This is a genomic window from Melioribacter sulfuriphilus (genome assembly GCF_051488685.1).
Lineage (GTDB): Bacteria > Bacteroidota > Ignavibacteria > Ignavibacteriales > Melioribacteraceae > Melioribacter.
The window spans coordinates 733,225-748,279 of record NZ_JBPSEH010000001.1; the positions used below are offsets into that span (position 1 = coordinate 733,225).

At 36.2% G+C, this 15,055-nt stretch carries 11 protein-coding genes; 9 read left to right on the forward strand and 2 right to left on the reverse strand.

Features of this window, described 5'->3' with window-relative positions:
- Window positions 1–85 precede the first annotated feature (85 nt).
- Window positions 86–1,384: a sodium:proton antiporter gene (locus ACSSV9_RS03120; protein ID WP_437345758.1), complete on the forward strand. Its 1,299-nt coding sequence runs from the start codon at window positions 86–88 to the stop codon at window positions 1,382–1,384.
- On the opposite strand, the gene ACSSV9_RS03125 is transcribed toward ACSSV9_RS03120, so the two are convergent.
- Both ACSSV9_RS03125 and ACSSV9_RS03130 read right to left on the reverse strand, forming a co-directional pair.
- The gene (locus ACSSV9_RS03125; protein WP_437345759.1) at window positions 1,370–1,912 is read right to left on the reverse strand and encodes a hypothetical protein; all 543 of its coding nucleotides are present in this window, start codon (window positions 1,910–1,912) and stop codon (window positions 1,370–1,372) included. The genes ACSSV9_RS03120 and ACSSV9_RS03125 overlap by 15 nt on opposite strands.
- Complete coding sequence (locus ACSSV9_RS03130; RefSeq protein ID WP_437345760.1) at window positions 1,905–2,882, reverse strand: asparaginase; 978 nt, start codon at window positions 2,880–2,882, stop codon at window positions 1,905–1,907. Before ACSSV9_RS03130 ends, ACSSV9_RS03125 begins: the two co-directional genes overlap by 8 nt.
- Before the next feature lie 388 nt (window positions 2,883–3,270).
- On the opposite strand from ACSSV9_RS03130, the gene dnaA reads away from it, so the two are divergent.
- From dnaA to ACSSV9_RS03170, 8 genes are all read left to right on the forward strand, one after another.
- Window positions 3,271–4,680, forward strand: a complete 1,410-nt coding sequence (gene dnaA / locus ACSSV9_RS03135) for a chromosomal replication initiator protein DnaA (RefSeq protein WP_437345761.1) — start codon at window positions 3,271–3,273, stop codon at window positions 4,678–4,680.
- A gap of 303 nt (window positions 4,681–4,983) precedes the next feature.
- Complete coding sequence (gene dnaN, locus ACSSV9_RS03140) at window positions 4,984–6,105, forward strand: DNA polymerase III subunit beta (protein WP_437345762.1); 1,122 nt, start codon at window positions 4,984–4,986, stop codon at window positions 6,103–6,105.
- Between the two features lies 1 nt (window position 6,106).
- Window positions 6,107–7,207, forward strand: a complete 1,101-nt coding sequence (gene recF / locus ACSSV9_RS03145) for a DNA replication/repair protein RecF (protein WP_437345763.1) — start codon at window positions 6,107–6,109, stop codon at window positions 7,205–7,207.
- A complete protein-coding gene (locus tag ACSSV9_RS03150) occupies window positions 7,182–7,478 on the forward strand; it encodes a DciA family protein (RefSeq protein ID WP_437345764.1) in 297 nt (98 codons plus the stop codon). The genes recF and ACSSV9_RS03150 overlap by 26 nt, the downstream gene beginning before the upstream one ends.
- Window positions 7,479–7,480: 2 nt before the next feature.
- Window positions 7,481–9,469, forward strand: coding sequence for a DNA topoisomerase (ATP-hydrolyzing) subunit B (gene gyrB, locus ACSSV9_RS03155; RefSeq protein ID WP_437345765.1), 1,989 nt, complete (start codon window positions 7,481–7,483; stop codon window positions 9,467–9,469).
- The gene (locus tag ACSSV9_RS03160) at window positions 9,469–10,464 is read left to right on the forward strand and encodes a magnesium transporter (protein ID WP_437345766.1); all 996 of its coding nucleotides are present in this window, start codon (window positions 9,469–9,471) and stop codon (window positions 10,462–10,464) included. The genes gyrB and ACSSV9_RS03160 overlap by 1 nt, the downstream gene beginning before the upstream one ends.
- Before the next feature lie 33 nt (window positions 10,465–10,497).
- Complete coding sequence (gene gyrA / locus ACSSV9_RS03165; protein WP_437345767.1) at window positions 10,498–12,933, forward strand: DNA gyrase subunit A; 2,436 nt, start codon at window positions 10,498–10,500, stop codon at window positions 12,931–12,933.
- 95 nt (window positions 12,934–13,028) lie between these two features.
- A complete protein-coding gene (locus ACSSV9_RS03170; protein WP_437345768.1) occupies window positions 13,029–14,867 on the forward strand; it encodes a M1 family metallopeptidase in 1,839 nt (612 codons plus the stop codon).
- Window positions 14,868–15,055 lie beyond the last annotated feature (188 nt).

Here is a 15,055-nt window from a genome sequence, read left to right on the forward strand (position 1 = left end):
TATGATAAAAACCAACAAAAATTTGATATAATCGTCCGAAAATGATAGTTTTGCATAATTTTATTCAACAAAACTGGTTATAATTATGGAAGCTCATGAAGTCACAATTCCACTAATAAGTATAATTCCATTTGTATTGATGCTTTTATCGATAGCAATATTCCCACTTTTCTGGGAACACTTCTGGGAAAAGAATCGGAATAAACTAATCGTTGCAATAATATTAAGCATTCCCGCAGTAATTTATTTACTCTCAGCCGGCTTTTCTCACGAGTTATTTGAAATAATGGTTTTTGATTACATTCCATTTATAATATTGCTTGGCGCACTTTTTACAATTACTGGCGGAATTTACCTGTCGGGAGATATCGAAGCAACTCCAAAGGTAAATTCTTTGTTTTTGGGAATTGGAGCAGTTCTGGCTTCGTTTATGGGGACGACTGGAGCCGCAATGCTTCTAATACGTCCAGTAATTCAGACTAACAAAGAAAGAGAATTCAAAGTACACACCATTCTATTTTTCATTGCAATAGTTGCCAATTGTGGTGGTCTTTTAACTCCATTAGGCGATCCACCTTTGTTCATGATGTATTTGCGTGGTGCTCCATTTACATGGTTCTTTAAACTAACTCCAGAGTGGCTGTTTGCCAATCTTTTATTAATCATTACTTATTTTATTGTAGATAGTTATTATTACAAAAAGGAATCAAATCGATCGATTGTGAAAGATCGTACCAATATTAAACCGATCCGACTCGAAGGAAAATTGAATTTCTTCTGGCTTATTGGGGTGGTTCTTTCGGTTGCTTTTCTAAATGAACAGTATCTCCCCTTTATAGAAAAAAATGAATATTACAAATTCATCAGAGAAGCAGTAATAGTTGTAATGGCAATTCTTTCACTTCTTTTTACACCAAAGTTAACACGACAATCGAACAATTTCACATGGGAGCCAATAAAAGAAGTGGCATATCTCTTTCTGGGTATTTTCATTACAATGGTACCAGCACTCCTCTACCTGGAAACAAACGCCCATCAATTAGGTGTATCTCTGGCTCATCAATTTTATTATTATACTGGTGCGCTCAGCAGTTTTCTGGATAATACTCCAACTGCAGTAACTTTTCATTCTCTTGCACTTGGTCTGGGCATAAAGACTGGTCAGCTCGTAGCTGGAATTCCAGAGGACCTTTTAAGAGCTATTTCAATTGGTGCTGTTTTATTTGGTAGCATGACTTATATTGGTAATGGGCCAAATTTCATGGTAAAAGCTGTTGCTGAAGAGAATAATATTAAAATGCCCAGCTTTTTTGCTTATATGTATAAATTTTCTTTGATAGTTCTTTTGCCAATATTTATACTAATTCAATTACTCTTCATCTAAGATATTTTCAAGGCTGTTCTCCTCTTCGGGGGACAGCCTTCTTTTTTCACCGATTAGCAATGGCATTATTAAGATATAAACAAAAATAAGAAGAGCCAGTAAATAAAATAACAGACCTATTATATTGTCGTACTCAAGCAAGTTTATACTACTTAGAATATAATTCCAGTCGTGGTACACTTTGCTTCCGCCTAAAAGTCTCAATTTTTTCTCTGCTGCATCTGATGCATATATACTTATGTTAATTAAATTTTGAGCTAACCATAAAAGAAAAATCCTGGCGAGCGTATATTTTTTTTCCTTGTAGTAATAAATTATAAAGAGCAAGGGAATGATAATTTGCATGAGAGTTCCACCGAGCGTATAGATAAATTTTCCAAAGAGAGCAAAAACTCCGTGTCCTCCTTCATGAATGAGAAGATTTATTTCATTCAGAAGAAATACCTTTCCATCATTATGTATTAAAAAAATTATTGCCGGTAAAAATAGAATCGAAGGCATCCATTTTTTTAGGTGACTATCAGTCATCGCCGAACATCGACCTTAATTTATCAATCTCTTTTGTAATACCGAGACAGACAATCAATTTTATTCTGGCTTTTTGTCCGTTGAGATAGTCAGCAAAAATAACACCGATTTTCTTGAGCCACTTTCCTGCTCCTTCGTAACCGTAAATATCGAGAGTTTCTCCTGCGGGGCATCTGGAGACCAAAACAACTGGAATCCCTTTTTCAATAACGTATTTTATTCCCTCAAATGCTTTTGGAGGCACATTACCCACTCCCATTGCTTCTACAACCAGCCCTTCCGTTCCGCTATCTGCCGAATATTTGAAAAACTTATCGTCCATGCCTGCATAAACCTTAATTAAATCGACATTAGAATTTATTTTTTTTGTCTCAAACGTTTCAAGTTTTCTTGGCAAGCGATTAAAGATTACTCTGTCTTTTTCAACAAAACCAAGCGAGCCGAAATCGAGACTTCGAAATGTTTCAATATCTTCAGTATGAGTTTTTGTTACTTCGCTTGCTGCATTGATTTCTCCATTAAGACAGACCAGCACTCCCATGCCCCTGCTATTGGGATTGTTAATAATCGATATTGCGTCGAGCAGGTTTTTTGGACCATCCCAATCGGGTTCAGAGCTGGTTTTCATTGCTCCAATAACAATTATCGGTTTCTGCGTCTTTACAGTCAAATCGAGAAAATATGCAGTTTCTTCAAGCGTGTCCGTTCCGTGAGTTACTATTATACCGTCAATTTCTTTTTTCTTAATATAATTTTTAACTATTTCCGAAAGTTTAAGCATTAACTCCGGTGTCATGTGTGGTCCTGGGTAATTACCAAACTCGTAAACGGAAATTTTTGCCTTCTTATCAGCTTCTGGAATTATTTTAAGCAATTCCTTGCCATGATAATAAGGTACGGCGGAATTGGTTTTCTTATCGATCTTCATCGAAAATGTGCCGCCTGTAAAAATTATTAAAATATTTTTCACTTTCTTTCTCCATTTTTTTCGTAATTCAAAATAAATTGAGTTCATCGAAAAGAAAAGTGAAAAAGAATTTAAAATTAATTTGCTCTTATCGTCGGCAACTCATATTTTCACGCCCGGATAAGGTATAGAAAACAGGTGTTGATAATTTGTTGATAAGTTGATTGTGTGAAACGTTTCACATCGCGTTTACAAGGGTAATTTTATCAACTTTACTATTAATTTTTGTTCGTTATTTTACTGCAAATTCCGTAACCTCCTTAATTTTAAGGAGTTATAAAATTTATTTAATGTGAATAATTTGTGGAAATTAAACCTTTTCACTTACAGTTTTCTTAACAAATAATTAATATTCTCAATTTTTTCATTAATCTAATTGTGGATAAGTGATATGGAATTTAATCAATCTGCTCTAAATACCGAAAAGATTGAAACTGAAAAAAACGCAAAAGATATCTGGAAAGAATGCTTGAGTATTATCAAAGATAATGTTCCTTATATAACCTATAATACCTGGTTTTTACCCATAAAGCCATACGAGCTCGAAAATAATACGTTAAAAATATTCGTACCGAATAACTTTTTTATCGAGTGGATCGAAGAGCATTACAACACATTAATTAACAGAACTGTAAATCAAGTTCTCGGTCCTGAAGGTAAACTTGTTTACATTGTTTATGAAGAAAACTATCCCTTTGAAGAAACAACAGAAGCGGTAAAGGAGGAAAAACAAGAGCCTGTTGTTTTAGAAAAGAAGAAAAATGAATTCGAGTCATTTCTTAATCCACGCTATACATTTGAAAATTTTATAAAGGGAGAGGGAAATCAACTTGCACGAGCCGCTGCTCTGGCTGTGGCCGATAATCCTGGTCAGACTTCTTTTAATCCTCTTTTTATTTACGGAGGTGTAGGTCTCGGAAAAACCCACTTGATGCATGCAATTGGAAATAAAATTTTGGAGAAAGATTCATCAAAAAAAGTAATTTATCTTTCTTCCGACGCTTTTACTGTTGAATTTGTAGAAGCTATCCAGAGCGACCGCGTTAACGAGTTCTCTGCTTTTTATAAAAGCATGGATACACTTATTATCGATGATATACAATTCCTGGTTGGCAAGGAAAAAACGCTCGACTTATTTTTCCAGATATTCAATACACTTCATCAAAGTGGAAAACAGATAGTTTTATCGAGCGATAAACCACCGAAAGAATTGAAAGGCCTAAACGAAAGATTAATTTCGAGATTTTCCTGGGGTCTTACAGCAGATATTCAACCCCCAGATTTTGAAACTCGCGTAGCAATCTTAAAAAACAAGAGCGAAAGTTTTGGACTGGAACTTTCAAACGAAATTTATGAATATATTGCACACAATATCACATCGAACATTAGAGAACTGGAAGGATGTCTGATAAAAATTCTTGCGACTTCTTCTCTTAACTCAAAAGAAATCGACTTTGCACTTGTCAAAAAAATTGTAAAGGAAGTTTCTACAAACAAGCATGTTTCCATTTCCATTGATTACATAACTAAGGTCGTCTGCGATTACTTTAAAGTGGACGAAAACAAAGTACGCGAAAAAAACCGCAAGAAAGAAATTGTACTTGCCCGTCAAATAGCAATGTACCTTTCCAAAATATTGACCAAGTCATCACTCAAAACCATTGGTCTTCACTTTGGTGGACGCGATCACTCAACCGTGATACACGCTTTTAATACTATGGAACAAATGTTAGAAAAAGATAGCAACGTTAAAGAGATAATAGAAAACTTAAAAAACAAGATCGAAATGAGCGCTGTTTGAGTGTTTATATCTTGTTGGTAAACTGTTTTTTAGCTGTGGATAATTTCTTTTTATAAACATCCTTTTGATAACTCACTTTTTTCAACTGTTTATCCACAATAATAAAATTTAACAATGTTCCTTTTTAATCTATTAACGAGACTTTCAGTGCTTATCAACATATCAACATCGTTATTGTTTTTATTCTTTTGTTTATATAATAAAACTATAAAAACATAATAATTACGTGTGTGGACAAGGCTAAAATAAAATTGTTTATCTCTCTCTATTTTATTATTTTTTGTTGAAAGCTGGAGATTATTTATGGAATTTAAAGTAAACAGTAAAGAACTTGAAAAACTACTTGCCAAAATTATTCCCGCTGTGCCTACAAGAACTCCAATGCAAATACTCGAAAACTTTCTTCTTGAAGTTGAAAACGGAGTTCTGACTATTTATGCAACGGACCTTGAAATATCTCTGAAGTCGTTTTTGAATATAGCATCCGACGAAAATGTAAAAATAGTTATTCAAGCGCGTTTGTTTTACGACATAATAAAATCGTTTAAGGATACTACTGTTCACTTTAAAATTAACAGTAATAAACGACTCGAAATAACTACAGAAAATGGAAGATACACATTAAGTTATATCGACGCAGACGAATACCCGGAAATTCCAACCATAAATACAAGCAACGAAGTATATGAAATTTCGATCAACGGCCAGGAACTGAAGAACGCATTCGACAAAACCGCTTTTGCTATGAGTAAAGAAGAGATAAGACCAGCAATGATGGGAACTCTTTTTGAATTTTGCGACGATGGATTGAGATTTGTCACAACAGATGGACATCGTCTTGTTAATTATCTGAATAAAAGTATAAAGACGGATATTAATAAACAGTATGTGATTCCAGAACGTGCTGTAACAGTTCTATCCAAAGTGCTGGACGAAAAAGAGCTGAAGATTTATTTTACGAACAGTTATGTGTCGTTCAAATTAAACGATATGGAATTAATTACACGTTTAATAGCACAAAAATATCCGGAGTACAAGAGTGTAATACCTCTCGAAAATGAATATAAGCTACGACTTAAAACAAATGAAGTACTTGAGTCAATCAAAAGAATGATGCTTTTTACAACAAGTACTACGAGAAGAGTAAAGTTCTCGATTGACACCGATAAAGTTATAATTTCTGCTGAGGATATCGATATAGGTGCGGCAGGCGAAGAAAAAGTGATGTGCGACTACCAGGGAGAAAAAATGGAGATTGGATTCAATTCTACTTATATCAATGATATTTTAAGTCATCTTTCGGATTACGATGAAATAATATTAAAACTGCACTCGCCTACCAAAGCAGTTATTATTGAACCGGTGGAACAGAAAGAAAATACAGATTTGATGATGCTGTTGATGCCCGTACGTTTGAATACATAAGATGATCCTAAGAAATATAAACTTGCGCAATTTCAGACTGCATGAAGACACATCGGTAGAATTTTCCAATAAATTAAATTTCCTGGTAGGAGGAAACGGACAGGGAAAGACATCCATTTTAGAAGCTATCTACTACCTTTGTACCACAAAGAATCTTTTATCTTTTTCAGATTCCGATACTGTAACTTTTGGCAGGCAATTTATGGAAATTAGAGGAGTTATTGAAGATTTGGCAGTCCATTCGGTTCGTTTGAACTTCGATTCCAGGAGAAAGTACTATTATCTCGACGATAAAATTATTCCTAATTCAGCCGAAATAATCGGCAAATTTCCCATTGTAACACTTATTCAGTCAGACCACCTGCTTACTCAAGGGTCTCCTTCCGATAGAAGGAAATTCGTCGATTCAACACTTTCACAGCTAAGTCATTCATATTTGAACATCTATATCGATTACAATAAAATTCTGAGACAACGTTCAAACCTATTGTCTCAAATTAGAGAAAACAGAAACACAAATCTTTACGACCAGCTGGAAGCCTGGACGGAATCGCTGATTCTCAAAGGTACTCAGATTATTGAACATAGAATTAAATTTGTATCGGAATTTAATGAATACCTAAGGCAAGCATATCAGCACATAATGGGGGAAATCGAGATTCCTTACATAAATTATACTACGCTCTGCAACCCAGAAGAAAAGATAAATGAGGAATTTAGAAAACAAATTGATCTTGCAAGGGACGAGGAAATAAGGAGGGGAGTAAATTTAATTGGTCCACACCGTGACGATTTGATTTTTTTAATTAACTACAAAGAATTAAAAAAATATGGTTCGCAAGGTCAGCATAAAACTTTTCAGATAGCGTTGAAGTTCGCGCAGTTTTTTTATATCAAGGAAAGACTGAATAGAATACCCATTTTTTTGATGGACGATGTCTTCGGTGAGCTCGATAAAAAACGCGCTGAAAAAATTAGCGGCTATCTTTCTGAAATAGGACAGGCTTTTATTACTATGACCGACCTGACATATTTTGAAGAACTCAATAACGACAATAGAATGATAAAAGTAGAAAATGGCAAAGCAAAAGTTGTCAACTGACATTAAGAGTATAAGTCAGATTATTGAGCAGGAAGAATTTAAGAATCTGAGAGAAATTGCGGAATCGTACGAAGTTGTAGAAGAATTTTACACGATTTTTCCAGAATTGAAAGAAATCGCAGTACCGAAAAAAGTGGAAGACAAGGTGCTTTTTATAAAGGTCGAAAATTCTGTTTGGAAAAGCGAGCTCTTTTTATACAGAAAACAGATAACAGAAAAGATCAATAACTTTTTTAATAAACAGATTTTAAAAACAATAAAACTGATATAAACATGAAAAACAACACAGTTCAAAATGGTGAATACACAGCCAAAAATATTAACATATTAAAAGGACTTGAAGCAGTACGAAAACGTCCTGCAATGTATATTGGGGACATTGGTTCTCGTGGTTTACATCATCTTATTAACGAAGTGGTAGACAACAGTATAGACGAAGCTTTAGCAGGTTTTAACGATACAGTTATTGTCACAATACATAAGGATCAGAGTATAACAGTAGAAGATTTTGGAAGGGGAATTCCTGTAGATATTCATCCAGTCGAAAAAAAATCTGCACTCGAAGTAGTAATGACTGTCTTACATGCCGGCGGTAAGTTCGATAAAAGCTCGTACAAAGTTTCTGGTGGTTTACATGGTGTAGGCGTTTCTGTTGTTAACGCTCTTTCAGAATGGCTGAGAGCTGAAGTAAGAAGAGATGGTAAAATTTATATGCAGGAATACAAAAGAGGAGTACCTCAGGGCCCGGTTAAAGAAATTGGAACTTATAAAAAAGGTACTTCTGGCACAAAAATAACGTTCAAACCAGACAAAGAAATTTTCAAAACAGTAAAATTCAAATACGAAATAGTAGCTGAAAGACTTAGAGAGCTGGCCTACCTGAATAAAAATGTTACCATGATTTTAAAAGACGAGAATGAAGGCATTGAAGAAAAATATCATTTTAAAGGCGGACTGATTGACTTTGTTAAGTATCTCGACGAACAACGCAATCCTCTCCATAAACCGATCTACATCGAAGGGGAAAAAGAAGGAACTCCGGTTGAGATAGCATTTGAGTACAGCGACTCCTACAGTGAAAACGTTCACACTTATGTCAATAACATAAATACAATTGAAGGCGGAACTCATTTAGTTGGATTCCGAAGCGCTCTCACAAGAACTTTTAATAATTACGCTTACAAGAATGGGCTTATTAAAGAAAACAGTAAAATCACTCTGACTGGAGATGATTTTAAAGAAGGACTAACGGCAGTCATTTCAGTAAAAGTTATGGAGCCTCAATTTGAAGGGCAAACAAAAACCAAACTCGGAAACAGCGAGGTTAAGTCGATAGTTGAGTCGATTGTTGGAGAAAAACTTTCAGAATATCTCGAAGAAAATCCCTCTGTAGCAAGAAAGATTATAGAAAAAAGTGTCAAAGCTGCCGAAGCAAGAGAAGCCGCAAGAAAAGCTCGAGAATTAATTAGAAGAAAAAATGCTCTCGATACATTAAATCTTCCAGGCAAATTGGCTGACTGTTCTATCAACGACCCTGAGCACTGCGAGATTTATATTGTTGAAGGCGACTCGGCAGGTGGATCGGCCAAACAAGGACGCGATAGAAGATTCCAGGCAATCCTTCCAATTAAAGGAAAAATTATCAACGTCGAAAAAGCAAATATTAACAAGATACTCGAAAATCAAGAAATACAGGCAATAATATCTGCTATTGGTGCCGGTATCGGCGATGAATTCGATGCTTCTAAGTCGAGATATGGTAAAATTATTTTAATGACGGATGCCGACGTAGACGGAAGCCACATCAGAACACTTCTACTGACGTTCTTCTATCGTTATATGAAAGACTTAATCAATCAGGGGAAAATTTATATTGCACAGCCGCCTCTTTATAAAATAAAAAAAGGTAAAGAAGAATATTATGCTTACGATGACGAGGAGCGCGACTCAATTTTGAAACGTTTGAAGAGTGACTCTAAAGGAAAAGATGAAGACGAGGTTTATGAAGTTGAGGAAGGAGAAGAAGGAACTCAAAAACAAATGAAAGGAATTGTTGTATCGAGATATAAAGGACTTGGAGAAATGAATCCTGAACAATTGTGGCAGACAACAATGAATCCCGAAACAAGAACAATACTTCAGGTCAATCTTGAGAGTGCTGCAGCGGCCGATAAAATCTTTGAAACTCTTATGGGGGATGCGGTTGAACCGAGAAGAGAGTTTATCGAAAAACATGCTAAATACGCAAATCTGGACGTTTAATGCATAAACATCATAAATATAATCATCCGGTTAAGGAATATATAAGGAGCGACTATACCGCTTTGAATCAGGAGTTAACAATCGAAGAGGCCTTAGAAAAAATCCGCATGGAAGGCATTGGAGAAAGGATTGTATATTTTTATGTGGTCGACAACGAGGAAAAACTGGTAGGAGTGTTACCTACAAGAAGATTGTTAACTGCTTCAAAAAATACACATATTAAAGATATTATGATTACACGTGTGGCAGCTCTGCCCGATAACGCTACAGTTTATGATGCATGTGAGTTTTTCGTTACATATAAATTTCTGGCGCTTCCTGTAGTCGATAAAGATCACAAAATAATCGGTATTGTGGATGTGACATTATTTACTGAGGAATTACTTGAACTGGATCCGGATATCGAAGCACGCCAAAAAAAGAGTGATATATTCGAAATCATCGGTTTTACAATCGAAGAAATAAAAAATGCCACACCGCTAAAAGCGTGGAGATATCGCTTTCCCTGGCTCATTACAACAATTATCAGTGGCACTATTTGTGCCCTGCTTGCCGGCTTCTTTGAAGCTACTTTAGCCGAAAGTATTGTAATCGCTTTTTTTATTACGCTTGTACTTGGACTCGGTGAAAGCATAAGTATACAATCAATGACGGTATCAATTCAAGCCCTTCATACAAATCGCCCTACGAAGGAATGGTATCTGAAATCGATTGTCAAAGAATTAAAAACCTCAGCCTTGTTGGGATTAAGTTGTGCGCTGGTTGTTTTTGCCGTAATTGTTATCTGGAAGAAAGATCTTAATGCTGCATTTGTAGTTGGACTGAGTATTATTATAGTGGAATTGCTGGCTGCTTTCTGGGGAATTAGTGTACCGGCAATTTTACACAGAACAAATTTAGACCCAAAAATTTCTTCTGGACCTGTAACGCTTGCTCTTACCGATATTGGAACAATTTTATTTTATCTCGGGTCTGCAAGTTTGATACTGAAATAAATTAGAAATTATTAATTAATACAGACTGGAAATATGAGTACAATATTCGAAAAAATAGTACCTGTCTCTTTAGAAGAAGAAATGAAGTCGTCTTACATCGATTATGCGATGAGTGTTATAGTGGCTCGCGCATTACCAGATGTCAGAGACGGTTTAAAGCCTGTGCATCGTAGAGTATTGTTCGGTATGCACGAACTTGGATTAACTTATAATAAGCCATATAAAAAATCAGCTCGTATTGTCGGTGAAGTACTTGGTAAATATCATCCTCACGGTGATAGTGCCGTTTACGATACGATGGTTAGAATGGTTCAGGATTTTTCGCTGCGATATCCATTAGTAGATGGTCAGGGTAACTTTGGTTCGATCGATGGTGATAGTCCCGCAGCAATGCGTTATACAGAAGCACGACTGGCTCGTATTTCGGAAGAAATGTTGCGTGACCTCGACAAAAACACGGTCGACTTTATCCCCAATTTCGACGATACATTGCAAGAACCTTCTGTATTACCTTCTTATCTGCCGAACTTACTTGTAAACGGTTCAAGTGGAATTGCCGTTGGAATGGCTACAAACATTCCACCACATAATCTTACGGAAGTAATTGATGGATTGGTAGCTTTGATTGATAATCCGAAAATTACACCTGAAGATATTATGAAGTACATTAAAGCGCCCGACTTTCCAACGGGCGGAATTATCTACGGTTATGAAGGCGTTCGGGAAGCTTATTTAACAGGCCGCGGAAGAATTGTTATTCGTGCAAAAGCTAATATCGAAACTCTGAAAAACGAGAGAGAAAACATCGTTATTACCGAGCTTCCTTATCAGGTAAACAAAGCCGCATTAATCGAAAAAATAGCAGAGCTCGTAAGGAATCAGAAGATTGAAGGAATTTCCAACATTCGTGACGAATCCGACCGCGATGGTATGAGAATCGTCATCGAAATGAAAAGAGATGGCCAGCCTGCAGTTACATTGAACCAGCTTTTTAAACATACTCAGATGCAGGTCACTTTCGGCGTAATAATGCTTGCTCTTGTAAATGGTGTTCCGAAAGTTCTTACACTTAAACAAATGATGGAACACTTCCTCGACCATCGTATGGATGTTCTTATAAGAAGAACAAAATTTGAATTAGACGCAGCCGAAAGGAGAGCCCATATTCTTGAAGGATATATTATAGCTCTCGACAATATCGACGAAGTTATTGAAACAATAAAAAGATCTCGCGACGTTGAAACTGCCAAACACAACTTGATGCGCAAATTCAAACTTTCTGAAATCCAGGCAAAGGCAATTCTCGATATGAGATTGCAACGCCTTACCGGTCTGGAAAGAAAGAAAATTGAAGACGAATACAAAGAAACTATTAAATTAATCGAAAAACTTAAAGGTATTCTTGACAGCGAAAAGAAGAGAAAACAAATCATCAAAGAAGAGTTGCTTGCGCTAAAAGAAAAATATGGAGACGAAAGAAGAACCGAAATTATCTATGACTATAAGGACTTTTCACTCGAAGATATAATTGCCGAAGAAGACGTTGTTGTTACTATTTCGCATAAAGGATTCATTAAAAGATTCCCCGTTAGTGGTTACAGACGTCAGTCCAGAGGCGGTAAAGGAGTTACCGGAGCTGGCACCAACGATGAAGATTTCATTGAACATATGTTTGTTGCCTCTACACACCACTACATTATGTTCTTTACCGACAATGGTAAGTGCTACTGGCTCAAAGTGCATGAAATTCCTGAAGGCGGACGAACAGCGAAAGGTAGATCGATACTCAATCTTATCGAAAAATCGAAGGATGAAAAAATTGCCGCTTTTGTCACCGTTAAAGAGTTCAGCGACGATAAATACGTTGTAATGGTTACCGAAAAAGGAACAATAAAAAAGACTGTTCTCTCGGCATACTCCAATATTCGACGCGGTGGTATTTATGCAATCAATCTCGTTGAAGGCGATAATCTCGTCGAAGCAAAACTGAGCGACGGTAACAACGATATTATTATCGGTACACAGAACGGGATGGCAATTCGATTCAACGAAAAAGACGTGCGTGATATGGGTAGAACTGCAACTGGAGTAAGAGGTATTAACCTTGCTAAGGACGACAAAGTTATCGGTATGATCGTCGTTAGAAATGCATCGACACTCCTTGTAGTTACAAATAAAGGCTATGGAAAACGCTCAGAACTTGACGATTATCGTTTAACTCACAGAGGTGGCAAAGGCATTATTACAATTAAAACTTCTGAAAAGAACGGCAGAATGATTGCCATGAAAGAAGTAAATGACACGGATGAATTAGTTATTATTACTACTAAAGGAATGGTGATCCGACAGGCAGTAAAAGATATTAGAGTAATGGGAAGAAACACTCAAGGAGTTCGATTGATTAAATTAAATGAAGGCGATGAAATTGCTGATATTGCCAGAGTGGTTCCTGAAGAAAACGAAGTATAATTACAAAGGAGCGGAGGAAAATTCCTCCGCTCAATTGTTTATTTCGAATATCTCTCCTAAATTGTATTTAATTAAAAGAACTTAGGGCACTTAACATGAAAAAGATAATCTTCTTTCTTTTTATACCTGTAATTTTGCTATCACAACCACTGCCTTCTAATTTCAAACAAGCATTCGAAAAACAAACCAGAACTTTCAGTGGGAAACCTGGACAGAATTACTGGCAAAATAAAAGTGATTATCAAATCGATGCTGAGGTAATCCCATCAGAAAGAAAAGTTAAAGCCGAAGAAACAATAATTTATTTTAACAATAGTCCCGATACACTCGATATCATAGTGGTCAAGCTGTTGGCCGATATATATCGAAAAGGAAACTCAAGGGATTTTGAAATATCGCCAGGTGCAGTAAATGAAGGAATGAAAATTTTTGAATCAAAATTGAATGGTTCCGATTTCGAAATAACAGGTGAAAGAGAGAAACCACATATTGCAGGGACAAAATTAATAATACCTTTAAAGGAAAAATTATTGCCAGGAGCAAGTGCCGAGCTTTATTTCAAATGGGAAGTCGATATTCCGAACGAGTCACAAATACGTATGGGTGCGTACGATTCTACTTCATTTTTTGTTGCCTACTGGTTCCCGCAAATTGCTGTTTATGACGATATCGACGGCTGGGATATGAATGATTATTCGGGACAAACAGAAACTTACAACGATTTCTGCAATTATTCAGTTGAGATCACCGTTCCTCAAAATTTTGTGGTTTGGGCTTCCGGTAAATTATCAAATCCGGAAGAAGTATTCGAAAAGAAAGTTCTTGATAAATACAATATAGCAAATTCCTCAGAAGAAATAATACATATAATTACCGAAGAAGATTTAGGTAATGTAACACAAAAACGAGAGAAGTTAACATACAAATTCAGTTCAAAAGCAATCCCCGATTTTGCATTTGCCACGAGCGATCATTACTTGTGGGATGCCTCTTCATGGCGGGGCGTTTTAATTTCTGCGGCATATAACCCCGAGTCAAAAGGATTTTATAATGTTGCCGATGTGGCTCGTAAATCGATAATTTATTTTTCAGAGGAACTGCCAGGAGTTATGTATCCCTATCCTGTTATGACAGTTTTTAACGGTAGAGGCGGTATGGAATTTCCAATGATGTGTAATAATTCATCCGTTGATAATTTGAGTGGCACTGTTCATTTGACTTCGCATGAAATTGCACATACCTACTTTCCTTTTTTTATGGGAATTAATGAAAGGAAATATGCCTGGATGGACGAAGGTTGGGCCACAATGTTGCCTTTCGACTTTCAGGAATTGAATGCAGAGGGATACGATCCGAGACAAAGAAATGCAGAAAGTTATTCACGGTATGGCGGTACTGATCTCGATTTACCACCGATCATTCCTTCGTCTCAATTGAGAGGAAATTCTTATAGAATGGCCTCTTACAACCGTCCTGGAGCCGCTTACGATTTTATGATGAAGTTTATGGGTAAAGAAAATTTCAAGGCTTGTCTGCAAGAGTATATTGAACGATGGAATGGCAAACATCCCACTCCATATGACTTCTTTAATACATTCGAGGAAGTAAGCGGAGAAGATCTCGATTGGTTTGTTAAACCGTGGTTCTTCGAATTTAAGTACCCCGATATGGCAATTAAAAACGTTGTCTATCGGGACGAGTATCTTATTGTGGAAATTGAAAACAAAGGTGGTCTGCCGCTTCCTATAGCCCTGTATGCAAAATACGGCGAGGTCGAAAAAAAGAAAATATTCGATGCGCAGGCAAATATCTGGAAAGGCAAAACAAGCATATTAAAGCTCGAAATTAAAATTGATAAACCGATGGAATTATTTTTAGGAACGCATCAAATTCCTGACGTTAACGCTGCGGACAATAAATTTACAATAAATTGATTATGGCATTTTTCTATGACGGTCAAATTAATATCCTTGCCAGTTTTGTAGATAGAGAAGCGTCCATTTTGAGCACCTGGAATAATTTTAATATTATAATGAGATTTTAACGAAGTTCGCAAAGCAGTCAATTTCGTGCGATATTCTTAATCTATCCCTTAGTTAGTATCTTTTAAAAAAATGTTTAT

Excerpts from the sequence above, each read along its gene's own strand:
- dnaA (WP_437345761.1), top strand. The coding sequence starts at position 3,271 with ATGGAATTTAATCAATCTGCTCTAAATACCGAAAAGATTGAAACTGAA.
- dnaN (WP_437345762.1), top strand. The coding sequence starts at position 4,984 with ATGGAATTTAAAGTAAACAGTAAAGAACTTGAAAAACTACTTGCCAAA.
- ACSSV9_RS03160 (WP_437345766.1), top strand. The coding sequence starts at position 9,469 with ATGCATAAACATCATAAATATAATCATCCGGTTAAGGAATATATAAGG.
- ACSSV9_RS03150 (WP_437345764.1), top strand. The coding sequence starts at position 7,182 with ATGGCAAAGCAAAAGTTGTCAACTGACATTAAGAGTATAAGTCAGATT.
- ACSSV9_RS03120 (WP_437345758.1), top strand. The coding sequence starts at position 86 with ATGGAAGCTCATGAAGTCACAATTCCACTAATAAGTATAATTCCATTT.
- gyrB (WP_437345765.1), top strand. The coding sequence starts at position 7,481 with ATGAAAAACAACACAGTTCAAAATGGTGAATACACAGCCAAAAATATT.
- ACSSV9_RS03125 (WP_437345759.1), bottom strand. The coding sequence starts at position 1,912 with ATGACTGATAGTCACCTAAAAAAATGGATGCCTTCGATTCTATTTTTA.
- ACSSV9_RS03170 (WP_437345768.1), top strand. The coding sequence starts at position 13,029 with ATGAAAAAGATAATCTTCTTTCTTTTTATACCTGTAATTTTGCTATCA.
- gyrA (WP_437345767.1), top strand. The coding sequence starts at position 10,498 with ATGAGTACAATATTCGAAAAAATAGTACCTGTCTCTTTAGAAGAAGAA.
- recF (WP_437345763.1), top strand. The coding sequence starts at position 6,107 with ATGATCCTAAGAAATATAAACTTGCGCAATTTCAGACTGCATGAAGAC.